Origin of the sequence: Sinorhizobium sp. 22678, assembly GCF_052044265.1 — a bacterium.
Taxonomy (GTDB): domain Bacteria; phylum Pseudomonadota; class Alphaproteobacteria; order Rhizobiales; family Rhizobiaceae; genus Sinorhizobium; species Sinorhizobium meliloti_A.
In genome coordinates, this window is the sequence record NZ_JBQEMS010000019.1 from 84,905 (window position 1) to 110,942 (window position 26,038).

General features: G+C 59.7%; 24 protein-coding genes. 21 read left to right on the forward strand and 3 right to left on the reverse strand.

The window, feature by feature from the left end; all coding sequences use genetic code 11:
• Positions 1-12: 12 nt before the first annotated feature.
• From ACTJKL_RS24080 to ACTJKL_RS24120, 9 genes are all read left to right on the forward strand, one after another.
• Positions 13-1,323 carry an NAD(P)/FAD-dependent oxidoreductase gene (locus ACTJKL_RS24080; RefSeq protein ID WP_102763057.1) on the forward strand — a complete coding sequence of 437 codons (1,311 nt, stop codon included), beginning with the start codon at positions 13-15 and terminating at the stop codon, positions 1,321-1,323.
• A gap of 294 nt (positions 1,324-1,617) precedes the next feature.
• Positions 1,618-3,075 carry an NAD-dependent succinate-semialdehyde dehydrogenase gene (locus tag ACTJKL_RS24085; protein ID WP_440854002.1) on the forward strand — a complete coding sequence of 486 codons (1,458 nt, stop codon included), beginning with the start codon at positions 1,618-1,620 and terminating at the stop codon, positions 3,073-3,075.
• 54 nt (positions 3,076-3,129) lie between these two features.
• Entirely contained in the window at positions 3,130-4,125 is a 996-nt protein-coding gene (locus tag ACTJKL_RS24090; protein WP_324765087.1) for an ornithine cyclodeaminase family protein, read from the forward strand.
• A gap of 147 nt (positions 4,126-4,272) precedes the next feature.
• Positions 4,273-5,247 (forward strand): threonine/serine dehydratase family protein, encoded by a 975-nt coding sequence (locus tag ACTJKL_RS24095; RefSeq protein WP_324765088.1) that lies wholly within the window; start codon positions 4,273-4,275, stop codon positions 5,245-5,247.
• A gap of 254 nt (positions 5,248-5,501) precedes the next feature.
• On the forward strand, positions 5,502-6,626 hold the full coding sequence (gene argE, locus ACTJKL_RS24100) for an acetylornithine deacetylase (protein ID WP_324765089.1): 1,125 nt from the start codon (positions 5,502-5,504) through the stop codon (positions 6,624-6,626).
• Between the two features lie 9 nt (positions 6,627-6,635).
• Positions 6,636-7,559, forward strand: a complete 924-nt coding sequence (locus ACTJKL_RS24105; RefSeq protein WP_338280532.1) for a 2-hydroxyacid dehydrogenase — start codon at positions 6,636-6,638, stop codon at positions 7,557-7,559.
• Between the two features lie 27 nt (positions 7,560-7,586).
• Entirely contained in the window at positions 7,587-7,940 is a 354-nt protein-coding gene (locus ACTJKL_RS24110; RefSeq protein ID WP_102764728.1) for a cupin domain-containing protein, read from the forward strand.
• Positions 7,941-8,037: 97 nt separating this feature from the next.
• Positions 8,038-9,513: an aldehyde dehydrogenase family protein gene (locus tag ACTJKL_RS24115; protein ID WP_338280534.1), complete on the forward strand. Its 1,476-nt coding sequence runs from the start codon at positions 8,038-8,040 to the stop codon at positions 9,511-9,513.
• Positions 9,510-10,553, forward strand: coding sequence for a tartrate dehydrogenase (locus tag ACTJKL_RS24120; RefSeq protein ID WP_338280536.1), 1,044 nt, complete (start codon positions 9,510-9,512; stop codon positions 10,551-10,553). Before ACTJKL_RS24115 ends, ACTJKL_RS24120 begins: the two co-directional genes overlap by 4 nt.
• A 144-nt stretch (positions 10,554-10,697) precedes the next feature.
• On the opposite strand, the gene ACTJKL_RS24125 is transcribed toward ACTJKL_RS24120, so the two are convergent.
• Positions 10,698-11,975, reverse strand: a complete 1,278-nt coding sequence (locus ACTJKL_RS24125; protein WP_338280538.1) for an NAD(P)/FAD-dependent oxidoreductase — start codon at positions 11,973-11,975, stop codon at positions 10,698-10,700.
• 482 nt (positions 11,976-12,457) lie between these two features.
• On the opposite strand from ACTJKL_RS24125, the gene ACTJKL_RS24130 reads away from it, so the two are divergent.
• Together ACTJKL_RS24130 and ACTJKL_RS24135 are read left to right on the forward strand one after the other, a co-directional pair.
• Positions 12,458-13,288: a GNAT family N-acetyltransferase gene (locus tag ACTJKL_RS24130; RefSeq protein ID WP_440854003.1), complete on the forward strand. Its 831-nt coding sequence runs from the start codon at positions 12,458-12,460 to the stop codon at positions 13,286-13,288.
• A gap of 13 nt (positions 13,289-13,301) precedes the next feature.
• The gene (locus tag ACTJKL_RS24135) at positions 13,302-14,675 is read left to right on the forward strand and encodes an aspartate aminotransferase family protein (RefSeq protein ID WP_440854004.1); all 1,374 of its coding nucleotides are present in this window, start codon (positions 13,302-13,304) and stop codon (positions 14,673-14,675) included.
• 84 nt (positions 14,676-14,759) lie between these two features.
• On the opposite strand, the gene ACTJKL_RS24140 is transcribed toward ACTJKL_RS24135, so the two are convergent.
• Positions 14,760-15,236, reverse strand: coding sequence for an Lrp/AsnC family transcriptional regulator (locus tag ACTJKL_RS24140; RefSeq protein ID WP_102762975.1), 477 nt, complete (start codon positions 15,234-15,236; stop codon positions 14,760-14,762).
• 220 nt (positions 15,237-15,456) lie between these two features.
• On the opposite strand from ACTJKL_RS24140, the gene ACTJKL_RS24145 reads away from it, so the two are divergent.
• Complete coding sequence (locus ACTJKL_RS24145) at positions 15,457-16,779, forward strand: NAD(P)/FAD-dependent oxidoreductase (protein ID WP_324765097.1); 1,323 nt, start codon at positions 15,457-15,459, stop codon at positions 16,777-16,779.
• 218 nt (positions 16,780-16,997) lie between these two features.
• Here ACTJKL_RS24145 and ACTJKL_RS24150 read toward each other — a convergent pair whose 3' ends face one another.
• Positions 16,998-17,636, reverse strand: coding sequence for a GDSL-type esterase/lipase family protein (locus tag ACTJKL_RS24150; protein ID WP_324765098.1), 639 nt, complete (start codon positions 17,634-17,636; stop codon positions 16,998-17,000).
• Positions 17,637-18,125: 489 nt separating this feature from the next.
• Between ACTJKL_RS24150 and ACTJKL_RS24155 the strand changes: the two genes are divergently transcribed.
• The 9 genes from ACTJKL_RS24155 to trbL all read left to right on the forward strand — a co-directional run.
• A complete protein-coding gene (locus tag ACTJKL_RS24155) occupies positions 18,126-19,454 on the forward strand; it encodes an MFS transporter (protein ID WP_379939715.1) in 1,329 nt (442 codons plus the stop codon).
• 207 nt (positions 19,455-19,661) lie between these two features.
• Positions 19,662-20,285 (forward strand): acyl-homoserine-lactone synthase, encoded by a 624-nt coding sequence (gene traI, locus ACTJKL_RS24160; protein WP_440854005.1) that lies wholly within the window; start codon positions 19,662-19,664, stop codon positions 20,283-20,285.
• Positions 20,286-20,295: 10 nt separating this feature from the next.
• Positions 20,296-21,273, forward strand: a complete 978-nt coding sequence (gene trbB, locus ACTJKL_RS24165) for a P-type conjugative transfer ATPase TrbB (RefSeq protein WP_440854006.1) — start codon at positions 20,296-20,298, stop codon at positions 21,271-21,273.
• Positions 21,263-21,646 (forward strand): TrbC/VirB2 family protein, encoded by a 384-nt coding sequence (locus ACTJKL_RS24170; protein ID WP_324765102.1) that lies wholly within the window; start codon positions 21,263-21,265, stop codon positions 21,644-21,646. Before trbB ends, ACTJKL_RS24170 begins: the two co-directional genes overlap by 11 nt.
• The gene (locus ACTJKL_RS24175) at positions 21,639-21,938 is read left to right on the forward strand and encodes a conjugal transfer protein TrbD (protein ID WP_324765103.1); all 300 of its coding nucleotides are present in this window, start codon (positions 21,639-21,641) and stop codon (positions 21,936-21,938) included. The genes ACTJKL_RS24170 and ACTJKL_RS24175 overlap by 8 nt, the downstream gene beginning before the upstream one ends.
• Before the next feature lie 10 nt (positions 21,939-21,948).
• Positions 21,949-24,405 carry a conjugal transfer protein TrbE gene (locus ACTJKL_RS24180; RefSeq protein WP_440854007.1) on the forward strand — a complete coding sequence of 819 codons (2,457 nt, stop codon included), beginning with the start codon at positions 21,949-21,951 and terminating at the stop codon, positions 24,403-24,405.
• Positions 24,377-25,180 (forward strand): P-type conjugative transfer protein TrbJ, encoded by an 804-nt coding sequence (gene trbJ / locus ACTJKL_RS24185; RefSeq protein WP_440854008.1) that lies wholly within the window; start codon positions 24,377-24,379, stop codon positions 25,178-25,180. The genes ACTJKL_RS24180 and trbJ overlap by 29 nt, the downstream gene beginning before the upstream one ends.
• Positions 25,177-25,377: an entry exclusion protein TrbK gene (gene trbK, locus ACTJKL_RS24190; RefSeq protein ID WP_440854009.1), complete on the forward strand. Its 201-nt coding sequence runs from the start codon at positions 25,177-25,179 to the stop codon at positions 25,375-25,377. The genes trbJ and trbK overlap by 4 nt, the downstream gene beginning before the upstream one ends.
• Positions 25,371-26,038: P-type conjugative transfer protein TrbL (gene trbL, locus ACTJKL_RS24195; RefSeq protein ID WP_440854010.1), on the forward strand; the 668-nt coding region annotated here is incomplete at its 3' end. The genes trbK and trbL, both read left to right, overlap by 7 nt.

Below are 26,038 nucleotides of genomic sequence, written 5' to 3' on the forward strand. Positions count from 1 at the left end.
AGAGCAGAGCTCATGAAAGAATATAAGATTGCCGAAAAGGATACTCCATATTGGTGGGAGGCGGCGCCTGTAAGACCCTTGCCGAAGCAGTCGCTGGCCAAGAACCTGGATGTCTTGATCGTCGGCGCAGGTTATACCGGGCTGTCCGCGGGCCTGACTCTCGCGCGCGCAGGCAGGTCGGTAGCTGCGTTTGACGCAATGAATCCCGGCGAGGGTGCGTCTTCCCGCAATGGGGGGATCACAAGCGGAAGCATTCGTCCGGATTACGCGACAATCACTCGGCGATTTGGCGAAGAGAAGGCGATCGCGATCGAGACCGAGGGCAAGATCGCACGTGAATTCGTCTACAACCTGATCAAAACTGAAGGGCTAGACTGCGATTTCCGGCTTGTGGGTCAATTCAAAGGCGTCGTCGGATTCGAAGATTATGAGAAGACGGCCCGGAGCGCTGACGTCCTGGCGAAAAAGCTCGGCATTGAAGCATATGGTGTACCCTACCGCGAACAAGGCAAATATATCGGCACCGACTTCTATCGCGGCGGCATGGTGCGAATGGATATCGGTGGACTGCACCCGGCTAAATTCCATGCCGAATTGTTGCGCGTGGCGCTTGCTTCCGGGTTGACCGTCCATTCTGGAACTCGTGTGAGCTCTATCGAACGGGATGGTTCGGCCTTCCTGGTTTCGACCTCCGCAGGCACGGTGCGGGCTCGCCAAGTTCTCGTCTGCACGGACGGGTACACAGACGGCGCAGTGCCCTATCTGCGTCGCCGGCTGGTGCCGGTCCGAAGCCGCATCATCGTAACGGAAGAGCTTGCACCAGATGTCATGGCGCGCTTGATGCCGAAGCAGATGACGATGACGGAAGGCCGTAAGCTTGGATTCTATTACCGGCCCACGCCGGACGGAAAGCGCATTCTACTCGGCGGCCGCGACAGCTCACGAAGGGGCGATCCGATTGAGCCCAAGCTCTATCTGCGTAACGGCCTCGTCAACCTGTTTCCGGAGCTGGAAAACGTCAAATTGTCCCACACTTGGTTTGGCAACGTTGCCATGCATCGCGACATGCTTCCCAGGATATTCGAGCGGGAAGGGGTCGTTTACGCGACTGGCTTCTGCGGTTCAGGCGTGGTCTGGGCGCCGTGGGTGGGAACGCGCGCTGCTCACAAACTTCTGGGTCACACAGAGCAGGCCCGTTCGGCTTTCGATTTTCGGCCGCCCGCGTCAATTCCTCTCTACAGTGGCAATCCTTGGTTCATGCCTGCCATCATCCAAGGTTACCGGATCCAGGATCGAATAGCATTCTATCGAGCACGCCGTTGACGCCGGCGGTGCTCTTCAGATTGTGAGTCTGCTCCCGTTAGAATGCGCTCCGAATAAACGACTGCTGAGCAGCCAACCACATCATTTTGTTTCGTCCAGGCAGCCCAGGCCGACGCATTCTGCTTTCCGTTCCTCGCTAGGATTATGTCGAACAGGACGACGGCTTCATCAAATCGTCCTCCGACCGCTGCAGCTGCCGTCCGTCCATCTCGGCGTTCGGCCGGGCTGACGGCCCTCGGGATGGAACGAAGAAGCATGGCATTAAAGTAATGACTGATCGAAGGGAGAAACAGCATGCATCAGTTGAACGATAAGGACCTATTTCGGCAAGCCGGTCTCATCGACGGCTCTTGGGTGGGAGCCACCTCTTCAAAGACGATTGATGTCATCGACCCGGCCACTCAGGCGTCCGTAGGTACCGTCCCAGATATGGGGCAGGCTGAGACACGTGCTGCGATCGACGCGGCAGCCAAGGCATTCGCGACATGGAAGAAGAAGACCCACGCCGAGCGCGCCGCCCTGCTTGAGCGCTGGCATGCGCTGATGATCGAGAACCTCGAGGATCTTGCTACGCTCCTCACGCTCGAGCAGGGCAAGCCGCTCGATGAAGCACGCGTCGAGATTCGCTATGGTGCTTCCTTCGTTAAATGGTTTGCCGAGGAAGCCCGTCGCATCGGTGGCCACACTATTCCGTCGCCTACGGCAGATCGCCGGATCGTCGTACTGAAGGAGGCGGTCGGCGTCTGCGCGATCGTCACACCTTGGAACTTCCCCAATGCCATGATCACCCGCAAGGTCGCGCCCGCCCTGGCGGCCGGATGCACCGTTGTCATCAAGCCTTCGGAATTCACGCCGCTTTCGGCACTCGCCCTCGGTGTCCTTGCCGAGCGTGCGGGCATTCCCGCCGGCGTAATCAACATCGTCACCGGCATGCCGACCGAGATCGGCAATGAAATGATGGCGAACGAAACGGTGCGGAAGATCTCCTTCACCGGCTCCACGCGGGTCGGTTCGCTCCTGATGCGCGGCGCCGCGGACAGCGTGAAGCGGTTGAGCCTCGAGCTCGGCGGAAACGCGCCCTTCATCGTCTTCAATGATGCCGATCTTGACCTCGCCGTGGAGGGCGCCATCGCCTCGAAGTTCCGCAATGGCGGCCAGACCTGCGTTTGCGCCAACCGCATCCTGGTGCAGACCGGCGTCTATGACGTCTTTGCCGAGAAGCTCGGCGCCAGGGTCAAAGCCATGAAAGTCGGCCCTGGAATCGAGGCCGGCATCGACATAGGTCCGATGATCAACACTGCGGCCATAGAGAAAATTGATCGTCACGTTGAAGATGCGCTTGCAAAGGGTGCTCAGATTGCGGCTCGCGGCCGCTCGTTGGTGGACGGTAAGCAATATGCAACGCCGATAGTCCTCACCGGCGCAACGACCGACATGCTACTGGCCACCGAAGAGACCTTCGGCCCTGTTGCCCCGTTGTTCCGTTTCGAGACGGAAGAGGAGGCGATTGCGATTGCCAACGGGACACCGTTTGGCCTCGCGGCCTATTTCTACACAGAGAGCCTGAAGCGCTCCTGGCGCGTGGGCGAGGCGCTGGAATTCGGTATGATCGGCCTCAACACTGGTGCGATCTCGACCGAAGTGGCTCCCTTCGGCGGCGTTAAGCAATCTGGTCTCGGACGCGAAGGCGCTCAGGCAGGCATTGAGGAATACCTGGAGATGAAGAGCTTCCATATCGGCGGGCTGGCTTAAGTTCGCGGGCCCAACCTAACGTTTTACCTTCGTGCCAATGACGGGAGAAAGTTCGTGAAAACCCTGCTTCTCAAGAAAGAAGAAGTCAGCAGATTGATCAGCATGAAGGACGTCATCGGTGCCGTCGAGGAGGCATACAAAGCCTTCAACAGTGATCAGGTGGAGCAACCCGATTATATAGGAATGCATCTCCCGTCGCCCGGTAGCGAAATCGATTTCAAGCTCGGCTACTACAAAGGCAATGAACTTATTTCAATGAAGACGTCTTCGGGAGGGTTCGTCGACAATCCGACTGTATTTGGCGTACCTAACGGGATGGGGACCATTCTGCTGTTCGACGCCAGAAATGGCGCGTTGATCTGCGTTATGGACGGCAGCCTGATCACGGGCTTGAGAACCGGCGCTGCGGGGGCTGTTTCCGTACAGGTGCTGGCGAGGAAAGATGCTCGCAGAATCACGTCGATCGGGACTGGAAATCAGGCCAGAATGCAGATCCGAGCGATCCGGGAGGTCATGAGTATCGAAGAGATCCATGCTTGGGACAATAGCGCGGATACGCTCTCCCGCTTCAAAATCGATATCGAAAACGAATTCGGCATTCCGGTCGTCATCGCGCGTTCCAAGAAGGATGCGGTCGAGCAGGCCGACATCCTCGTTACGACGACACGCGGGAAGGGCTCGCTCGTGGAAGCCGATTGGATAAGACCCGGAACGCATATCGTCGCCATCGGTACGGATCAACGTGGCAAACAGGAACTGGATCCAGAGATATTCAGGAGTGCCAAAGTCGTCGTGGACTCGATCGCGCAGTGCAGCGACAAGGGCGAAACATGGCATCCGCTCGACAAGCATATCATCACCAAGGACGGGATCCATGGCGAAATTGGAGAGATATTGCTCGGCAAAAAGCCAGGAAGGGAAAACGATCAAGAAGTGACGATTTTCGACTCCACAGGAATGGCCATCCAAGACAATACGACCGCGTCGAAGATCTATAGCAACGCGATAGAAAGAAGCGTCGGGACCTTCTTCGAATTCTTCGAATCCTGACCTCGGTCACGGCTTATTCTTAAAGAGCTGGAAGGTCCCAGCGGGACGATTACGTTATCTTGCGATCTGACCCGGAAGATTAATCAATCTTCGACCTAGACCATCCTGTGCCTCGAGGGAACGCAACCTACTAAGGCGAGCAGCATCATGTTAAACCATCCCACTATTCAGGACATTCAAGAAGCCCGCCAACGATTGGCGCCCCACATCAGACACACTCCGTTGCTGCGTGCAGAGAAGATCGAGCAAGCTGTTGGCTGCGAGCTTTATCTCAAACCCGAAACGCTTCAGATTACCGGAGCCTTCAAAATTCGTGGCGCTCTAAACAAGACACTTTCCCTGCCAAGGGAGGCGATGGCAAACGGCGTCATAGCCAGTTCCTCTGGCAACCATGCTCAGGGGCTCTCCTATGCGGCCCGGATGCTGGGCGTGAAAGTCATCCTGGTGCTCCCGACAACAACCCCCAAGATTAAGATTGCCAATACGGAAGCACTCGGCGCGGAGGTGGTCCTCTTTGACGGCGACACCGCCGCCAGGTGGAAAAAGGTCTACGAGATCGCGCAAGAAAACAACTATGCGACCATCCACGGTTTTGAGGATCCCATTGTTATGGCCGGCCAGGGAACGATCGGGTGTGAAATTTTGGACGATCTGGAGGACGTGGACACGGTCATTGTTCCCTTGGGCGGTGGAGGGCTAATCTCGGGAATTGCGACCGCCATCAAAGAAACCAAACCGTCGGTTCGGGTCATCGGTGCTGAGCCTGCTCTGACGCCGAAATATTATCATAGTCGGATCAACAGGCAGCGCACCTCGTTGCCTCTGAAGAACACGATTGCCGATGGCCTGAGAATTAGCGTTCCAGGTCAGAACCCGTATCCAATAATTGAGAAATACGTCGATGAAATCATTCTCGTCGAAGACGAGCACATCATCGCAGGCATGCGCGCACTTGCTAAGGACGCCAAGCTGATCGCCGAACCCGCGGCTTCGATCGGCATCGGAGCACTGCTCGCGGGCTCCATAAAAATCAGGTCGGATGAAAAGGTTTGTGCGGTTCTGACCGGTGGCAATTGGGACCTGCCGGATCTTGCCGATATATACAAGACCGGCTCGGAATAACCCCTCCATGATCCCAGTTGTATCCGCACGGAATTCGCACCGCAATGGTCGCGATTGCAGGCAGCGGAGTCGCTAGTCAAGCAGATCGCCCGCCGTTGGCGCGGGGGTGCGCCCGCACGAAACATCCTGCTTCGGAATACGGCGATTCGATAGATTTTGCTAATCCGGACGGAGCGTTCGGCAGGATATGGCCCCAGTTGGCGATATTGTGGAGATCAGAGCGCGGCTGGAAGCTTACGTCAAGGAGACCTGCGATGAACGCCAAGGAAATACTCGACCGGCTGGTCGGTTTTCCCTCCGTCGTCGGCACGCCGAATGACGGAATCGTTGCATGGATCAGGGATTTTGCCGAAGGCTGCGGTGCCAGGGTGACGGTACTGCGGGGACCGGAAGGCGATCGCGCCAACCTCTTCGCAACGGTCGGCCCCAATCATGTGCCCGGCTACATTCTCTCTGGACATATGGATGTCGTTCCCGCCCTGGAGTCGAACTGGACATCCGATCCGTTCACGCTGAGGTCCGATGGCGATTTGCTCTTCGGCCGGGGGACGAGCGACATGAAGGGCTTTCTCGCTGCAGCATTGGCCGCACTCCCCGCGGTCGTGGAAATGCCGCTCGCACGCCCCCTACACTTTGCATTTTCCTATGACGAGGAAGCCGGCTGTCGGGGTGTGCCCCATCTGATCCGCCAGTTGCCTGACCTTTGCGCTAAGCCGATCGGAGCGATCATCGGCGAGCCCAGTGGCATGCGTGCGATCCGCGCCCATAAGGGAAAGGCCGCTGCAAGAGTTGAGATTCGCGGACGATCCGGTCATTCGTCGCGGCCCGATCAGGGTCTAAATGCGATCCATGCCTTCGCCTGCGTCCTGCTTGCCGCCGTTCGTACGGGAGAGGCACTCCGGAGCAGCCGATTGGACCCAAGCTTTGAGCCACCCTATTCCTCGCTCCAGGTCGGAACTGTGTCTGGCGGGCAAGCAGTGAACATCATTCCGGATTTCCTCACGGCGGAAATCGAGGCCCGGGCGATCACGGGAGCGACACCCGCCGATCTCCTCGAGCCGGTAAGGCTTGCCGCAGTCGCGCTTGCGCAGCGAGGCTTTGAAACAAAGTGGGATCTTCTGAGCTGCTACCCCGCGTTGTCGCTCGCCGCCGATGCGCCACTTGCTAGGCTGATGGAACAACTGACCGGTATCGAAACGCTTGCCGCCGTAAGCTACGGCACCGAAGCCGGGCTTTATCAGGCGGCCGGCATCGACGCGATCATCTGCGGCCCGGGCGATATCGCCCGGGCCCATCGCGCCGACGAATTCATTCGCACCGACGAACTCGTTGCGTGTCAGACAATGATCGAGCGACTCGCTGAAACACTCCGAAGCTGAGGCATACAAATGGCGTTCTGGTTCAATTCCGATCGAGAGAGAGGGCGCATCTTCGCCGAAGCCTTCGCCCGCGACCTTCCCGATCTCCCCTTCATTATGGATTTGACGCAGGTTGATCCTGATGATGTCCGTTACGTCCTGACATGGACCTTACCGCCGGATCTCGACCGCTTCAAAAATCTCGAAATCGTCTTTTCGATCGGTGCCGGCGTCGATCAATTCCGGATCGAGACCCTTCCGACTGAGGTCAAGCTCGTCCGGATGGTCGAAGACGGCATCGTGCGCATGATGCAGGAATATGTGACGCTTGCCGTATTATCGCTTCACCGCAATCTCAAGGCATATCTTGCGCAGCAGTCCGAAAGCAGATGGCAAGCCCTGCCCGCCCGGCAGGCGGCAGACCGCCGGATCGGCGTGCTCGGTCTCGGGATGCTCGGGCAAGCGGTCATCGAGCGGCTGACGCCATTCGGCTTTCCGCTGTCCGGGTGGAGCCGTTCCCCACGCCGGATCGACGGAGTGCGCTGTCATTATGGCGCCGAGTCGCTGCCGTCCTTTCTTGGGGAGACTGACATTCTGGTCTGCCTTCTCCCGCTCACGGGGGAGACCCGCGGCATTCTCGATGCGCAGCTCTTTGCGGCCCTTTCGCCCGGCGCATCGCTCGTTCATGTCGGTCGTGGCGCACAGCTAGATCATGATGCCCTCATAGATGCGCTCGATAGGCATCAATTGTCCGGGGCGGTGATCGACGTCACCGAGCCGGAACCTCTGCCGCCCGAACATCCGTTCTGGCGGCACCCCAAGATCATGCTCACGCCGCACATCGCCAGCGTGACACAGCCGGACACCGCGGCCCGTGCGGTCATCGAGAACGTCAAGCGCCATCGCGCCGGCCTCGTCCCGATCGGACTGGTCGATCGCAGCCGCGGGTACTGAACCACAGCAGGACAGCAAGGAGAAATCATGTCCCTTCTCAAGACCATCGACCCGAACAGCACAGAGGCCCCGCGCGAATCCAAACCGCTCCCCGAGCGGCTGATCTCTGGCGATCCCTCGTTCAAGACGTGGGCCCAGGATGTGGCGCGCGATGGGCTCGTCCATACCGGGGTCTGGGAAGCAACGCCGGGTCTCACCCGCTCGATCAAGGGCGAGACCTTCGAGTTCTGCCATATCCTTCAAGGCGTCGTTGAGCTCACACCGGATGAAGGCGAGCCGGTTAGATACAAAGCGGGCGACAGTTTTGTCATGAAGCCGGGCTTCACCGGCACTTGGCGCACCATCGAAACGGTCAGGAAGATCTATGTGACGGTGATGTAACCGCACCGTCGACCACTTTTTATGAGGACCGCACGAGCCTGTTGAGTGGAATAGTAGGCCTCGTGTGGCCTCGCCAATATCATCCAAGGACACGGCCATGGCTCTGAGCTTTGATCCAGACACAATTCAGTTGCCGAAAGGCCATTTCATCGGCGGGCGCTACATCGATGCCGGGGGTGGGTTGCCCATGCGCCGCCCCTCCGATGCCGTCGTCTATGCCGAGTGCCCCGTAGCCGATGACGGCCTTGTCGACGAAGCCGTATCCGCTGCCAAGACGGCGCTCCGCGAAAGCAGCTGGTCCACCCGCCGCCCGCGCGAACGCACCAATGCCATGCATCGCTGGGCGGACCTGATCGAGTCCGAAGGCGAAACCCTTGCCCGGCTGGAAGCCGTCTCCTCCACGCGCCCGATCGGCCAGCTCATTGGGGGCGATGTCGCGGTCACCGCCGAGCAGATACGCTTCTTCGCCGAATTCGCTGACAAGGAAGGCAGCGATCTCGTCCCGACCGATGACTCGTGCCTCGGCATGATCCTGACCGAGCCCTATGGCGTCGTCGGCGCTATCACGCCGTGGAATTTTCCGCTCTCCATGGCGGGCTGGAAACTGGGGCCCGCACTTGCCGCTGGCAATGCCATTGTATTGAAGCCCTCGGAGATGACGCCGTTCTCGACGCTTTACCTCGCCGAACTAGCCGTTCGGGCCGGCATTCCGGCGGGCCTCATCAATATCGTGCTCGGCGACGGGCAGACCACCGGCCAGGCGATGACCGGTCATCCGGATATCGCGAAAATCAGCTTCACCGGATCGACTGCGGCCGGGTCAGCCATCATGGCGAATATCGCGAGGACGGGCGTAAAGCCAATGACGCTCGAGCTCGGCGGCAAAAGCCCGCAGATCGTCTTTGCCGATGCCGACCTGACGCTTGCCGCCAATGCCATCGCCAACAGCATCCTCGTCAATGCCGGCCAGGCCTGCGTCGCGGGTTCGCGCATCATCGTCGAGCAATCCGTAATGGAGCCGCTGATTGAGGCGATCTTGTCACAAATGGCGACAATCCGACCCGGCCCGACCTGGGACGAGACGAGCGACTATTCGCCGATCATTTCCGAGCGCCAGATCACCCGTATCGATGCCATCGTGCAGGCGGCGCGTCAGGCTGGAGCCGAATGCCTGGCCGGTGGCAAACGCCTCGAAACTGACGGCTATTTCTACGGCCCAACCCTGCTGTCGAACGTCGACCAGACCTCCCCGGCCGTCACGGAGGAAATCTTCGGCCCAGTGCTGACTGTGCAGAGCTTCACGGATGAAGAGGAGGCCCTCGCACTCGCCGACCACCCGACATACGGGCTGGCGGCGGGACTTTTCACTTGCGATCTCTCGCGTTCCATCCGCATGACGCGACGGCTGCAGGCCGGCACTGTTTGGGTCAATCGCTACAGCCGCTCCCGAGACCATATCCTGCCGACCGGTGGCTACAAGCGTTCCGGCATCGGCAAGGACCTCGGCCGCGAAGCCTATCACGCCAACCGCAAGAGCAAGAGCGTGCTCATCAACCTCCAGGATCACACATGAAGACCTACTCGATCGCGCTACTGCCGGGCGACGGCATCGGCAAACCAGTCACTGAGGCCGCCTGGGACGTCCTCCAGGCGACCGCCAAGGCATCGGGCTTTACACTTGAGGGGACGACCTTCCCGTGGTCCTGCGACTTCTACAAGCAAACAGGGGCCATGATGCCGGCAAACGGCATAGAAACGCTCAGACGCTTCGATGCCATCCTGCTTGGTGCCGTCGGCTGGCCGGCGGAGGTGCCGGATTCCGTGTCGCTGCACGGGCTGCTGTTGCCGATCCGCAAGGCCTTCACCCAATATGCCAATATCCGCCCGCACCGGCTCTTGCCCGGCGCCTCCGGCCCGCTGAAGAGCGACAACTTCGACATACTCTGCATCCGCGAGAATACCGAAGGCGAATATTCCGGCGCGGGCGGGCGCATTCATCAAGGAACGGCCGACGAGGTGGCTATAGAGACCGCCATCTTCACCCGCAAAGGCGTCGAACGCATCCTGCGCTTCGGTTTCGAGCAAGCGCGCGCGCGACGCGGCAAGCTGGCCTCGGTCACCAAATCCAATGCCCAAAGATATACCATGGTGTTCTGGGACGAGATGACCCGGAGCCTAGCCGCTGAATATCGCGACGTCGAGGTGACGAGCTATCATATCGACGCGATGGCGGCGCGCATAGTCATGGCACCGGACACGCTCGACGTCGTCGTCGCCTCCAACCTGTTCGGCGATATCCTCACCGATCTCGGCGCCGCCATCCAGGGCGGGCTCGGCTTTGCGGCCTCGGCCAATATCAATCCCGATCGCACCGCGCCTTCCATGTTCGAGCCGGTCCATGGCTCAGCACCCGACATCGCGTATCTCGGTATCGCCAACCCGATCGCCGCCATCTGGTCGGGCGCGATGATGCTCGACCATCTCGGCGAGCGTGCCGCCGCGGCGCGCGTCATGGCGGCGATCGAAGCGACGACGAAGGCCGGGATTGGCACCATTCCCGGAAGGCATATGACTGAGACGATTGCGAAGGCAGTGCTCGAACGCCTTCTCTGAGGAGCCACTCAAGTGCTCAAGCGCCCCCAACTTGGCTTTGAGCTGCATCCTTGCTTGCAGTGCTTCCATCCATTCCAGCGGTGAAAAAGAAGGCGCGGATCGAGAGATCCGCGCCCCAATTGGCGGCAGGGGAGGAGGGCCGCCTTACTGAAATCGGTCGAGGGTCTTGTAGTAGAGCCCGACCAGCGGCAGGAACCAGGGCTTGCCGAAATGACCGGGCACAGCAGGCCATTCAAGGCCCTTGAGCGGGTTCCGGTCAGCCTTGCCCAGCATGGCGTCGGCCATGATTATCCCGAGATGCGTCGAGAGCTGTGCCCCATGGCCCGAATAGCCCATCGCATACCACACGCCGTCGACATAGCCCGCGCGGGGATAGCGGTCCTTGGTCATATCCACCAGGCCGCCCCAGCAATAGTCGATCTCCACATGGGCAAGATGCGGGAAGATCTGGGCGAGGCTGGCGCGCAATATGGCGCCGCTCTTTGCGTCGGAGCGCTGGTCCGACGTCGCGGCAAAGCGGGCGCGCCCGCCGAAGATCAGCCGGTTGTCGGGCGACAGGCGGAAATAGTTGCCGATGTTCATCGAGGTGGTGCAGGTGCGGTTGCCCGGCATCGTGGCTGCCACTTCCGCCGAGGTCAAAGGCCGGGTCGCGATGAGGAAACTGCCGACCGGGATGATGCGGCGCCGGAAATAGTTGAAGGAGGCCCCGGACGTATAGGCGCCGGTTGCGACTAGGACATGGTCGGCGGTCACCTCACCTCGGGCCGTCTCCAGTCGGTGCTTCGGGCCCGATATGGTGTGGCGCGTCACATGGGCGTCTTCCAATATCGTCGCGCCATGCCGTGCTGCCGCCTTGGCCAATCCAACGACATATCGGCCCATATGCATCATCGCGCTCTTCTTTGAGAGCATTGCGCCATGGAAGGGAGAGCCGACCTCGGTCCTGAGATCATCCGGCGTCAGCAGGGCGGTATCCGGATCGACCTCACGATGCACCGCTTCGAAATTGCGGGCGATCGCCTCGAAATGCTGAGGCTTTGAAGCGAGCTTCAGCTTCCCCGCGCGCCGGAAGTCGCAATCGATGGCTTCCTCAGCAACGATTTTCTCGATCGTATCGATGGAGTCGTCGAGAGCTCGATAAAGCGCCACCGCGCGTTCTTTTCCAAGCTCTGCCTTGGCGGCGATGAAGCTGTGGGCAAGCCCGTTGTTGAGATGCCCGCCGTTGCGGCCGGATGCACCCCATCCGATATGGTTCGCCTCCAGCACGGCCACGCGCGCGCCGGACTTCGCGAGCTGCCGTGCTGCGGCCAAGCCGGTGAAGCCGCCGCCGATCACGGCAACATCATAATGGCCTTCGACGGGGCCACTGCAGGCGCCTGCGAATTTCGGGGCGGTGTCGTGCCAGTAGGATTCGAACTTCATCGCCTTGCTCCGCTAGAGGCCGACAACGCCGGAATGGTCTGCCATGCTCTTGATCTCGACATAGCCGTTGATCGGCTCGCGTCTACGATCAAGTTTGTTCTGGAAAAGGAGTGCCGACATGAACATGAGAGGAGAACACTCCAGTAATTTAAGGTAGTGCATTCGGTCGGTATCGTATCATCGAGTGGTCCTTGGTTATGCCGAGGCGCCTTCGATATAGGTCATTCTACCGGGGGCTATGCAGAGCAACTGGCCGCAGATGCCACGATGCGAAGCAGAATCTTTCGTATTTCCTCGATATTTGGCAGAGAGTTGCGCCCGCCAGCCGTTGTGGCACCGAGCCATTCGAAGATTTGCTATCAGCATAAGATGCGGTGAGCGCTCGCCAACACGGTCAAAGATGTCGCCCGTCTCCGGTTGTCGGGACGATCTTCTTTTCAGGCGACGTTATTCTTCCCTGTGAAGAAGCAGGGATCCAGGCAATGCATATGACCCAACTCGACATCGTTCCGTTTGGTACCGAACATCTCGAAGGCGCGTTGGCGCTTTCGCGACAGGCCGGTTGGCCACACAGGCTGGAGGATTGGGAAACGGCACTTGCAATGAGCACAGGCGTCGTCGTGCTGGAGAATGAAAAGGTCGTCGGCACTACACTCACGACAGTCTTCGGAGGCTGCGCCACGATAAATATGGTCATCGTTGCTGAAGCCATACGCGGACGTGGCCTCGGCCGCCGACTGATGGAAGCGGGTCTTGATGGTGCTCACGGAGTGCCATGCAGACTGGTTGCGACCCAGGAAGGCCTGCCGCTTTATGAGAAGATGGGCTTTCGCCAAGTTGGAGATATTCTGCAATGTCAGGGCATCTGTGCGGCCGTTGAAGCGCCGATCGATGTCGAATGGATGCAATCCGGCGATCTCCCGCAAATAGCTGCCCTGGACAGGGCAGCCTTCGGCGATGATCGCAGCAAGCTGATTTTCTATATGAAGGATGTCGGGCGGTTTGCGGTGATCCGGCGCGACGGACACGTCGCAGGTTTCTCGGCGACGCGCCCATTCGGCCGCGGTGAGGTCATCGGTCCCGTGGTGGCGGAGAATGCCGATGATGCCAAAAAGCTCATTTTGTTCCAAATAGCGGCTCGAGGCGACAGATTTCTTCGCATCGACACACCCAAGGACTTGGGCTTGTCGCAGTGGTTGGCCGAACGTGGACTTATCCATGTCGGCGGAGCGACGGCAATGCAGCGCGGCGGCCAAGTCAATCCTTCTCCCCGTGTAAAAACCTTTGCCCTGGCCAATCAGGCTTTCGGCTGAATCGGAGACAAAGATGCTCAGCAACTCCCTTATCGAACTCGACCGCGCCCATCTCGTACATCCGGTCGCCTCCTATCGTACCCACGAAAAGCTCGGCGTACGCGTCCTGTCCTCTGCTTCTGGTGCGACCGTGACCGACATGTCCGGGCGCCAGCTCATCGACGGTTTCGCGGGCCTCTGGTGCGTGAATGCCGGTTACGGTCATGACAGCATCGTCGAGGCTGCCGCGCGGCAGATGCGGGAACTGCCGTACGCTACCGCTTATTTTGGCCTCGGCGCCGAGCCGGGGATCCGTCTTGCCGCGGCGCTTGCCGAGCGGGCCCCTGGCGATCTCAATCATGTCTATTTCACCCTCGGCGGATCCGACGCGATCGACAGCACTGTCCGGTTCATCCGCTATTACTATCACGCCAAGGGTACCCCGCAGAAAGACCAGTTCATATCGCTCGAACAGGGCTATCATGGCTCTTCGACGGTCGGCGCCGGGCTGACGGCTCTTCCGGCCTTCCATGCCGGCTTCGGCATCCCCTTCGACTGGCAGCACAAGATCCCCTCGCATTACACTTACCGCAATCCCGTGGGCCCCGATCCGCAAGCGATCATCGCTGCCTCGAAACAGGCGTTGCGGCAGAAAGTGGAGGAGATCGGCGCGGAGCGGGTGGCGGCATTTTATGCTGAACCGATCCAGGGCTCGGGCGGCGTACTGGTGCCGCCCAGGGGCTGGATGAAGGCGATGCGCGACCTCTGCCACGAACTGGATATCCTGTTCATCGCCGACGAAGTGATCACCGGTTTCGGCCGCACCGGCCCGCTCTTCGCCTGCAGCGAAGACGAAGTCGTTCCCGATTTCCTGACAGTCGCCAAGGGCCTGACCTCGGGCTATGTGCCGATGGGCGCGGTCTTCATGACCGAGCGCGTGTATAGCACGATCGCAGACGGCGCTGGCACTTCCCTGGTGGGGCATGGCTATACCTATTCAGCCCACCCAGTGAGTGCCGCGGTGGCGCTCGAGGTTTTGCGCCTCTACGAGGGCGGGCTTCTGGAAAATGGCCGCAAGGCCGGCAAGCGCCTAATGGAGGGGCTGCAGGGCCTTGCCGACCATCCGCTCGTAGGCGACATCAGGGGCCGCGGCATGCTGGCGGCGATCGAGCTCGTCACCGACAAGACGAAGAAGACGCCGCTTCCGGCCACGGCCGATCCTTCCCGTCGGATTTTCGACCGGGCGTGGGACAACGGCCTCATCATCCGCGCCTTCGGCAATGGCGTGCTGGGCTATGCGCCGCCGCTTTGTTGCACAGATGGCGATATCGATGCGATTGTCGCCCGCACCCGGAAGACACTCGACCAGACGATGGAAGACAGTGACGTCAGGTTGGTCATGGCTTGATGCGGGAGCGAGTTGTTTACTTCCGGCAGCTCGGAAAAGCCTTGCTCGGGAGGCGCCACTCGAACTTTGCTGGCTTTTGCCGGCTCACAGGGGAAATAGGCTGGTCAGCGGCAGGTGCGATTTGACGATCGGCGATTTCAACACGACGTAACTGAAATATCGGTCGATGCCGATATCCATGTCGATGAGACGCTCCATGATCTCCTGATATTCGGCGATGCCGCTGGTGACGAACTTGATCAGATAGTCGTACCCACCTGAAACCAGGTGGCATTCGATGACCGAATCAATCTTTTCGGCAGTCGACAGGAAGCGTGCGAAATCAACCTGCCGGTGGTTCTTCAAGGTGATTTCGGTGAATACCGTTATAGTCTGACCGAGTTTGGCGGTGTTAATATGGGCGGAATAGCCGTCGATATAGCCCTCCGACTGCAGTTTTTTCACCCGCATCAGACAAGGGCTCGGCGATAGATGAACTAATTCGGCGAGCTCGACATTGGTGATCCGGCCGTTCTTCTGCAATTCATAGAGAATCTTGATGTCGATGCGGTCGAGCTTCACGCGGTCTCCCCGGGGCCGTTTCGGGCCCGCCTTTCAGCAGATTATGCCAGAGAGCATAACACAGCTTCCCACCTTGTCCATTTTCGCTTGGAAACATCCAGCCAGCATAAATGGTTATACTTGCCATCGATTGCAGAACATTATTCCGTTGAACGCTGGATTCAGCGCGCCACTTTGGCGGAGCCCGCAATAGTATGGATTTGCCTCAACGGAGATGACCATGCCTGCCCCGCTCGTTCTCGTAGAAACCACGGACTCCCAGCCCCAAGCCGCAGATGTGGTCGTGATCGGGGGCGGCATCGTCGGCGTCTTTACGGCCTACTATCTCGTTTGCCGCGGTCTCAAGGTAGTTCTCGTTGAAAAGGGGCTTATTGGCGCCGAGCAATCGAGCCGCAATTGGGGGTGGTGCCGGCAACAGAACCGCGATGCCCGCGAACTTCCACTCTCCACCAAGAGCCTTAATCTCTGGGATCGGTTCGCCGCCGAGACCGGAGAGGACACCGGCTTCCGACGCTGCGGGCTTCTCTATCTCTCCAACAACGAGAGGGAGTTGGAGGGCTGGGCTCGCTGGCGGGACTTCGCCCGCACGGCGGGTGTGACCACCTTCATGCTATCTTCCACGGAGGCGACCGAGCGTGGCAAAGCCACGGGGAAGCCGTGGAAAGGCGGTGTCTTTTCTTCGTCTGACGGCACCGCGGATCCGTCCAAGGCAGCGCCTGCGGTGGCGCGCGCGATCATCAGCGCGGGCGGCGTTGTACTCCAGAATTGCGCAGCTCGCGGCATTGAGACGAGTGGCGGCCGACTCTCCGCCGTTATCACCGAGAAAGGGACAATCCGGACAAAGGTCGCCGTCCTTGCCGGTGGCGCTTGGGCCTCGTCATTCTGCAACAACCTGGGTGTGCGCTTCCCCCAGGCTTCGGTCCGGTCGTCGATTCTGTCCGTCGAACCTGTCGAGGGCCTGCCGGATGCTCTCCACACGACGGAGGTCTCCACGACACGGCGTGCCGATGGCGGTTACACCCTGGCGATCAGCGGCCGCGCCAGGGTCGACGTTACGGCACAGCAACTCCGGTTCGCGAGATATTTCGTACCGATGTTTGCCCGCCGCTGGCGGAATCTGGCACCGGGCGGGGTCGAGGGCTGGCGCTCGGGACATGAAACGCTCAGACGCTGGCGGCTCGATGAGCGCACACCGATGGAACACATGCGTATTCTCGATCCGGCTGTCGACGAGGGCACGATTTCCGAAGTTCTCCGCCGGGCCCGGAACTTACTGCCAGGTCTCGCAAAGGCGAAAATCGCCTCAAGATGGGCCGGCTATATCGACAGCACGCCCGACGGTGTGCCGGCCATCGGCGAGGTCCCCAACATTCCCGGCTTCATTCTCGCGGCCGGTTTCAGCGGACATGGCTTCGGAATCGGCCCGGGTGCCGGTCATCTGATCGCAGATGTCATCACCGGACAAACGCCCCTTGTCGACCCTATTCCCTACAAACCGGAGCGTCTTACAGGCTCCGCCTGGGGCAAAGTGGCTGAGTTTTAGCGCTTTCGGGTCGGTCGCGCGCGCAACTCAAGTTCATTCAGGGGGCTTGTCACAAGGTTGGCGGTAGGACGCGTTGAGCCAAAGTACACCCCGCTACCTCGTCCGGTCACGAGCGTGCCGGCGCTGCGAAGTTGCGAGCAGAGTGAGCGCAAGGACCCGCGGCGTCTAAGCCGAGCCAAGCCGCAGCCCAATTCGCCGAATTGGGCTCGATGTCGAAATCAGCGTACAATTAGTTCGCCGCGTCCACCTGGTGATGGATTCGGGGCAACAAACGAGACGATGGCGGAAGCGATTTTGCCGCCGCCCTTCTCGGACGGTTCGATGGCATTGGCGAAATCGCTATCCTCGTCGCAGATAACGCGGAGGTCGATTAGCGCAACCCCTCGCTCGGCGGCTGCACGAGTAATGCAGTCATTAAGGATCGAGAGGGCCGTGACCGCAACACGCCTTTGGTCGGGGTCGGCGTAGCGTACGTCGTAAATCGTGCAGATGGCCGTCGGAAGTTTGGCGGCTAGTACGGTATCTAGGATATCGAAATAGCTTGAGCAGAACTGCTCTCTTACGGCCGCGAGCCTGAGCAGTGCGTCGCCGACCGACCGCGAGGGAGCGTTTAAGACCTCGGAAACGCGGAGTGCATCGTTGCCGCCCACGCTTGCTACCAGGTGGGTGGCATCGGTCGGTAGGCGCTGCAGTTGCAGACGCACATCCTCCATCAGACTGCCGTCAGCGGCAAGTAAAGAGGCAGACCACCCCGCCGGCAGCCGACGCACAAGATGCTGCAGGACGTCTGCCCCGCCGGCGACGTAAGCCCCGTTGTCGAACACCGAATCGCCCAGAAGCACGACCTTTTTCGCCACAGCCGTTTCCCCTGCCAACGTGAATGACATGCGCGCAGTAGCGGCCGAGATAGCAGCCGCCAGCAAGAGGCCTCTACGCGACAACGCCATCATCACCGCACTCATCTCCTGGTCAAGCGAATAACTAGCGGTAAGAGCGTATGAGGCAAGCTTGCCGAAGCATTCGAAGTCTTCGGTTGGGCTCCATTCAAGGCACAGGATTCAGAGCCGGCTTTCGAAGGGCGGACGCTTCCTCGGTCCGCCACCAGTGGAGAGCGGAAATTGGTGAGCAAAGCGCTTAGAATGACGCCCGCACCCTGGAACTCTAAAAGAGCGGCTCGGCATCGCCAAGCGGGAGTGTTGTTTCACGGGGCCCTCCTTCGTCTTCAATGCTAATCCTGGTGGCTCGATGCCGCGTTTCGCGAGCACTGCTCGATTTTGGCCAAGCGATTTTCGTGGTAAACTATAGGAAATTACTGAGAGCCATGTCTTGAAACGGGAGGAAGCAACATGGCTGTTCAAGTCCCGACGGATTTCCGCCGCGTGATCGTTGCCGCATCGGTTGGAAACATCATCGAATGGTATGACTTCTATATCTTCGGGAGCTTGGCTGCGGTTCTGTCCGTCAAGTTCTTCGAGCAATCACACCCGGTTGCGGCGCTGCTGAGTACGATTGCGCTCTTCACGGCAGGATTCCTGATCCGCCCACTTGGCGCTTTCCTCTTCGGCTGGATGGGCGATAGGGTCGGCCGCAAATACACATTCCTCATCACGCTGACGGGAATGGGGTTAGGCACCGGTGCGATCGGTCTAATCCCCACCTATGAGTCGATCGGTCTGACCGCTGCCTTCCTTCTTTTCAGCTTGCGGATGATCCAGGGCTTGTGCTTGGGCGGCGAGTATGGCGGCGCCATCACCTACGTCGCCGAGCACGTCCCCGACGAACGCCGCGGCTACTATACAGGCTGGCTTCAGACTTCCCCGACTCTCGGGATCGTGGTGTCGCTGGCGGTGATCATCGCGGCGCGAACCTATTTTGGCAGTGAAGCTTTCGACGCATGGGCGTGGCGCGTTCCATTCCTGGTGTCGTTCCTGCTTGTAGGCATCGCGATCTACATTCGGCTCCAGCTCCAGGAGACACCAATCTTCCAGGAGATCAAGGCCAAGGGGCAAATGACCCAAAATCCCTGGAGGGAAGCGTTTCTCAGCTCCAACATTAAATATGTGGGGATCGCCACCATCGTGCTTATTGGACAGGGCGTGGTCTGGTACAGCGGACAGTTCTGGGCGTTGTACTTTCTGCAGCAGGTCTCCAAAGTGGATCCGCTGAACTCCGCCTACATCGTCGGAGCGGCATTGCTTCTTGCAACGCCGAGCCTAATCCTCTTTGGCTGGCTTTCCGACATAATCGGCCGCAAGCCAGTGATCCTGGGAGGAATGCTGCTCGCCGCGCTCACCTATTACCCGCTGTATTTGTGGCTCGGTGCGGTCACGCAGCCTGGGAGCATCAACTATCCGATCGCAATCTTCATCATCTTCATCCTCGTTTGCTATGTCGGCATGGTCTACGGACCGGTTGGGGCGTTTCTGGCGGAATATTTTCCCGGTAGGATTCGGTACACGTCGGTATCAGTGCCGTATCACATCGGAAACGGCTGGGGTGGCGGACTGGTGCCGTTCATAACCTCGGCGGCCTTCGCAGCGACAGGTAGTATCGGGTACGCGCTGATCTACCCAATTGCCGTTCCTGCCGTGTGTTTCGTGCTCGCCATCTTCTTAATGCCAGAGACCCGCAGAATAAGCATTTGGCAGCCAACCGAGCCTCGAACCGAGTTGTAACAGGGTCGCCCATGCTGACACTCGGCCGTCACCCCCATTGAGGCGGCTCGGCGCGGTGCGAGCGAAGGCAGCGATATCCCCATCCGAATGACCAAGCCCTTTCCGCATTGCCCGCTTATCTCGGCTTGGCTTTGTAGGATTCTACAACTGCCAACCGATTCCGATCCGTGCTGATTTCACCGCCGACCAACAACGACGGAGAAATTCATGCAGATTCTCGCGATCTCGAAGCCACGGAATGACGAAGAAGCCCGGCTCCTCCACATGCATCACCAATTGCGCGCCCGGATCTTTTCCGCCCGGTTGGGCTGGGACGTTGACGTTATTGACGGTCGGGAGTCAGACGCTTTTGACGCGCTGATGCCAACCTACATCCTCGCAATTTCGAACAACGGTGACGTGGCAGGGTGCGCGAGGCTGCTTCCGGCGCTTGGCCCGACCATGGTGACGGACGTCTTTTCCTCGCTACTTCCGAATGGCCAGCTCAACGCGCACTCCGCGATGATCGAAAGCTCCCGCTTCTGCGTCGACACTAGTCTCGGGGAGGGCAAGGGAGCCGGCTCGGTACATGAGGCAACGCTGACGATGTTCGCAGGCATCATTGAATGGTGCATGGCGAATGGCTTCACCGAAATCGTCACGGTGACCGATCTCCGCTTCGAGCGGATCCTCGCTCGTGTTGGCTGGCCGCTGCAGCGGTTGGGGGAGCCGAAGAAGATCGGCGTAACGATGGCCGTGGCGGGCATCCTACCCGCCGACGCCGGCACATTTCAAAAACTCCGCCCATCTAACTACCGATCTGAATGCACCCCCCTCTGCAAGGCAGCGTAAGGAGAAATCGGTGAACCAGCTTCGCTCTCACCCTCGGCTTGTCCGCAAACTTCAGGAGGCGCTCGGCGATCATCTCTGCGTGGCGCTGGACGATGCAACGGTCGTCGAGATCATGCTCAATCCGGACGGAAAGCTCTTCATCGAGCGGCTCGGCCACGGCGTCGCGCCGGCCGGTGAGATGTCGTCGGCCGCGGCGGAAATGGTGATCGGTACCGTTGCCCATGCGCTTCAGTCAGAGGTGGACACGGAACAGCCGATCATCTCCGGAGAGCTGCCGATCGGTGGCCACCGCTTTGAAGGTCTTTTGCCGCCGGTGGTCGCCAAGCCTGCCTTCACTATTCGTCGTCGTGCGTCGCGTCTTATCCCGCTCGACGAGTATGTGCGCTCCGGCGTGATGACAGAGTACCAGGCATCGACGATCCGCAGCGCGATTTCCTCCAGGCTCAACATCATCATATCCGGGGGAACTGGCTCCGGCAAAACGACGCTCGCGAATGCTGTCATCGACGAGATTGTGAAGAGCGCACCAGAAGACCGGCTCGTCATTCTTGAGGACACCGCAGAGATTCAATGCGGGGCCCAGAACGCCGTCCTTCTCCACACCAGCGATACCGTTGACATGGCGCGGCTGCTGAAGAGCACCATGCGGCTGCGGCCCGACAGAATCGTGGTCGGTGAAGTCCGCGACGGCGCTGCGCTCACACTACTCAAGGCGTGGAACACCGGCCATCCGGGTGGCGTGGCGACTATCCATTCAAATACAGCGATGTCGGCGCTCCGCCGTCTCGAGCAGCTGACCGCCGAAGCCAGCCAGCAGCCGATGCATGAGGTGATCGGAGAAGCGGTCGATCTCGTCGTCTCCATAGAACGGACCCCGCGCGGGCGGCGCGTCCGCGACGTCATTCAGGTCGAGCGCTTCGCGGGCGGCCAGTACGAAATCGAATCCGACCAGCTTACAGAAGAGAAGGAGGCGCGCAATGTCGCGTAGAAATGCCGTCATCGCCGTCGCACTCCTTGCGGCGCACATCGTTCTCGCCTGCGTCGCGCCGGCGCTCGCCAGTTCGGGCGGCAGTCTTCCCTGGGAAGGGCCGCTGCAGCAAATCCAGGAGTCGATCACCGGGCCGGTCGCGGGAGCTATTGCACTTGCAGCGGTCGCAATTGCTGGCGGCATGCTCATCTTTGGGGGAGAACTGAACGACTTCGCGCGACGGCTGGTGTATATCGTGCTGGTGGCGGGCATCCTGCTCGGTGCCACCAACATCATCGGCCTGTTCGGCGCGACGGGCGCCTCGATTGGAGCATCGGACGAGCGAACCACATTCTTCAGCCGAAGCAGAGTAGGGGAGGGGGCTCATGGTTGAGTCCCTGTCCCGTCTAAAACACAACCGCATCCACCGTGCACTTTCGCGTCCGAATCTGCTGATGGGCGCGGACCGGGAACTGGTCCTGCTCACAGGTCTCGCCGCGGTCATCCTGATCTTTGTGGTCTTGACAATATATTCCGCGCTCTTCGGGGTTGCCGTCTGGATCGTCATCGTCGGGCTCTTGAGAATGATGGCAAAGGCGGACCCGCTGATGCGTCAGGTCTACTTCCGGCACATTTCTTACAAGCCCTACTACAAGGCGACCACCTCGCCGTGGCGGCGGTATTGAGGAGGTTTGCATGGTCGCTCTCAAAGGGTTCCGGGCAACCGGACCATCCTTCGCGGATCTCGTCCCCTATGCCGGTCTGGTTGACGATGGCGTCCTGCTATTGAAGGACGGCAGCCTCATGGCTGGCTGGTACTTTGCTGGGCCCGACACCGAAAGTGCCACCGATCTGGAACGCAATGAGCTATCGCGACAGATCAACGCCATTCTGTCGCGTCTTGGAAACGGGTGGATGATCCAGGTCGAAGCGATCCGTATTCCGACGGTTGACTATCCGTCTGAGGACGGGTGCCACTTCCCGGACCCGGTCACCCGGGCGATTGATGCCGAGCGCCGGGCGCATTTTGCGCGAGATCAGCGGCATTTCGAGAGCAAGCACGCTCTTATCCTCACCTATCGGCCCCTGGAGCCCAAAAAGACGGCCCTCAGCAGATACATCTACTCGGACGAGGAGAGCCGCAAGAAGACCTATGCCGACACGGTGCTGTTCATCTTCAAGAACGCTGTCCGGGAGATTGAGCAGTATTTTGCCAACACCCTTTCGATCCGGCGAATGGGAACGCGCGAGGTCGTCGAGAGGGGCGGGGAGAGGGTCGCTCGCTATGACGAACTGCTGCAATTCGTTCGCTTCTGTGTTACGGGCGAAAACCATCCAATCCGGCTGCCGGATGCTCCCATGTATCTCGACTGGATCGCGACAGCCGAGCTCAAGCATGGGCTAACGCCAAAGGTGGAAAGCCGCTACCTGGGTGTGGTGGCGATCGACGGACTGCCGGCAGAGAGCTGGCCGGGGATTCTCCACAGCCTTGATCTGATGCCGCTAAGCTATCGCTGGTCATCGCGTTTCATCTTCCTCGATGCGGAGGAGGCGCGGCAAAAGCTCGAGCGCACCCGCAAGAAATGGCAGCAAAAGGTCCGGCCGTTCTTTGACCAGCTATTCCAGACGCAAAGTCGTTCGATCGATCAGGACGCCATGAGCATGGTGGCCGAGACCGAGGACGCTATCGCGCAAGCCTCCTCGCAGTTGGTCGCCTATGGGTATTACACCCCGGTTATCGTTCTATTCGACGGTGATCGCGAAGCCTTGCAGGAGGAGGCGGAGGCGGTACGCAGGCTAATACAGGCCGAAGGCTTCGGAGCGAGGATCGAAACACTCAACGCAACCGACGCCTATCTCGGAAGCCTTCCAGGCAATTGGTACGCAAATGTGCGCGAGCCGCTGATCAATACCAGCAATCTCGCCGACCTCATCCCACTGAACTCTGTTTGGTCGGGCAACCCCGTTGCACCGTGCCCTTTTTACCCGCCGGACTCGCCACCGCTCATGCAGGTCGCGAGTGGGTCGACACCGTTTCGGCTGAATCTTCATGTCGACGACGTTGGTCACACTCTCATTTTCGGACCGACCGGATCGGGCAAGTCGACGCTTCTGGCACTAATCGCGGCGCAGTTTCGACGCTACGAACGCGCCCAGATCTTTGCCTTTGACAAGGGAAACTCGCTCCTGCCCCTGACGCTCGCCACTGGCGGCGATCACTATGAGATTGGTGGCGGCTCTGAAGAAAAAGGAAAGGCGCTGGCCTTTTGCCCGCTTTCGGACCTCTCCAGCGAAACCGATCGGGCCTGGGCCACGGAATGGATCGAGATGCTGGTGGACCTGCAAGGCGTAACCATCACCCCCGATCATCGCAATGCAATTTCCCGCCAGATCGGGTTGATGGTCAGCGCGCCCGGAAGATCGTTGTCCGACTTCGCAAGTGGGGTGCAGATGCGTGAAATCAAAGACGCGCTGCATCACTATACCGTTGATGGTCCAATGGGACAGCTTCTCGACGCCGAGGAAGACGGTCTGACGCTCGGTGCCTTCCAGACCTTTGAGATAGAACAACTGATGAACATGGGCGAACGCAATCTCGTGCCCGTACTGACTTATCTGTTCCGGCGGATCGAGAAGCGCCTCGATGGCGCTCCCAGCCTGATCGTGCTGGATGAGGCCTGGCTGATGCTCGGCCATCCAGTGTTCCGCAGCAAGATACGCGAATGGCTGAAAGTGCTGCGTAAGGCCAACTGCGCCGTCGTGCTCGCCACACAGTCGATCTCCGACGCCGAACGCTCCGGGATCATCGACGTGCTGAAGGAATCCTGCCCAACAAAGATCTGCCTTCCGAATGGTGCCGCCAGAGAGCCTGGAACTCGCGAGTTCTACGACCGGATCGGATTCAACGAGCGGCAGATCGAGATCGTCTCGAACGCGATTCCCAAGCGCGAATACTACGTCGTCACTCCTGAAGGCCGACGGCTGTTCGATATGGCGCTCGGGCCGCTGGCGCTTAGCTTCGTCGGCGCATCCGGCAAGGAAGACCTCAAGCGCATCCGCGCCCTCTATTCCGAACACGGCCGCGACTGGCCGATCCACTGGCTTCAAATGAAAGGAGTCCACGATGCCGCATCGTTGCTTAACTTCGAATAGATTGCTCGCTGGTCTGGCGGCGTTCGTGGTGGCTACCGGCGAAGCAAAGCCCGCCGAGGCCGGAACCGCCACCGGCGCTGCGACCGAGTGGACGCAGGTCCTCAACAATGGCGAGCTCGTTTCCCTTGTTGGCCAATCCGGCGAGCAAATCCAGAACCAGCTCACCCAGATCAGCCAGTTGGCACAGCAGATCGAAACGCAGCTCAACATCTACCAAAACTTGCTGCAAAACACCGCGACCCTCCCGTCGCATATGTGGGGACAGGTAGAAAGCGACCTCAATCATCTCCGCAGCATCGTCGACCAGGGCCAGAGCATTTCGTTTTCCATGGGCAACGCCGATGACGTGCTGCAGCAGCGCTTCCAAAGCTATTCGAGCCTTAGGACCAATCTGCCCAACACCGAGAAATTCTCGTCGAGTTACCAGACCTGGTCCGACACTAACCGCGAAACCATCGCCAGCACGCTGAAGGCAGCGAACCTGACGGCCGACCAGTTCGACAGCGAGGAAAGTACGATGTCCTCACTACGGTCGATGTCCGAGACATCAGATGGCCAGATGAAGGCCCTGCAAGTGGGTCACCAAATCGCCGCGCAACAGGTGGCGCAGATGCAGAAGCTGCGCGGTCTCGTCTCCCAGCAGATGACGATGATGGGGACGTGGCTTCAGACCGAACAAACCGACAAGGACCTGGCCCAGGCCCGGCGGGAGAAATTCTTCAACGCCGAAGTCAAGACCATCCCGGCAGGTCAGAAGATGGAGCCCCGCTGGTGAACCGCGCCGTCGCCATCGCCTTCCTTGTGGTTGTTGCCGCTGTTTCATCTGCGGCGACGGTGCTGATTGTCAAATCCAGAGACACCACGAAGCCCCCGCTCACTGAAGAACGACGCGCCGTCAGGGAGAAATTCTTCGGCTCGAACAAAGAACTGCCGCCGATCAAGGATGGCCAGGAGATGCGTCCAAGATGGTGAGATCTAATCTTGAACGGTCACTCCTGATCGCAGGCTTCCTTTGCCTCGTCTTTGCAGCGCCAGCCTTCGCCCAACAGGGACAAGTCCTGACCGAACTGGAAAATCAGGTCTCGACCGCCGCGAAGGGGTGGGAAACCACCATCATGGATGCTGCAAAATCTCTTTTCTGGATCCTGGCGACCATTGAGGTGGGCATTGCCGCCGTCTGGCTGGCGCTTCAGGCTGCATCGCTCGATAGCTGGTTCGCGGAGCTTGTTCGGCGGATCATGTTCATTGGCTTCTTCGCCTTCGTTCTCACTCAAGGGCCGACCTTTGCGCGAGCGGTCGTCGACAGCCTCTTCCAGATTGGCGCCGGCGGCGGATCGGCGTCGCCTGCTGAAGTCTTCGACGCCGGAATTCGGGTTGCCTCGCAAATGTCGCAGCAAGCACAATTCGGCGTATTTGAGGACAATGCATTGGCGATTGCTGCCGTGTTGGCGATGGGTGTCGTCGTCATCTGCTTCTCGCTGGTCGCAGCAATTTTCGTCTCGGTCATGGTCGAGATGTATGTCGGCCTGCTTGCCGGCATGATCATGCTCGGGCTTGGCGGATCCTCCTTCACCAAGGACTTTGCTGTCCGTTATCTCGTCTACGCCTTCGGCGTCGGCATGAAACTGATGGC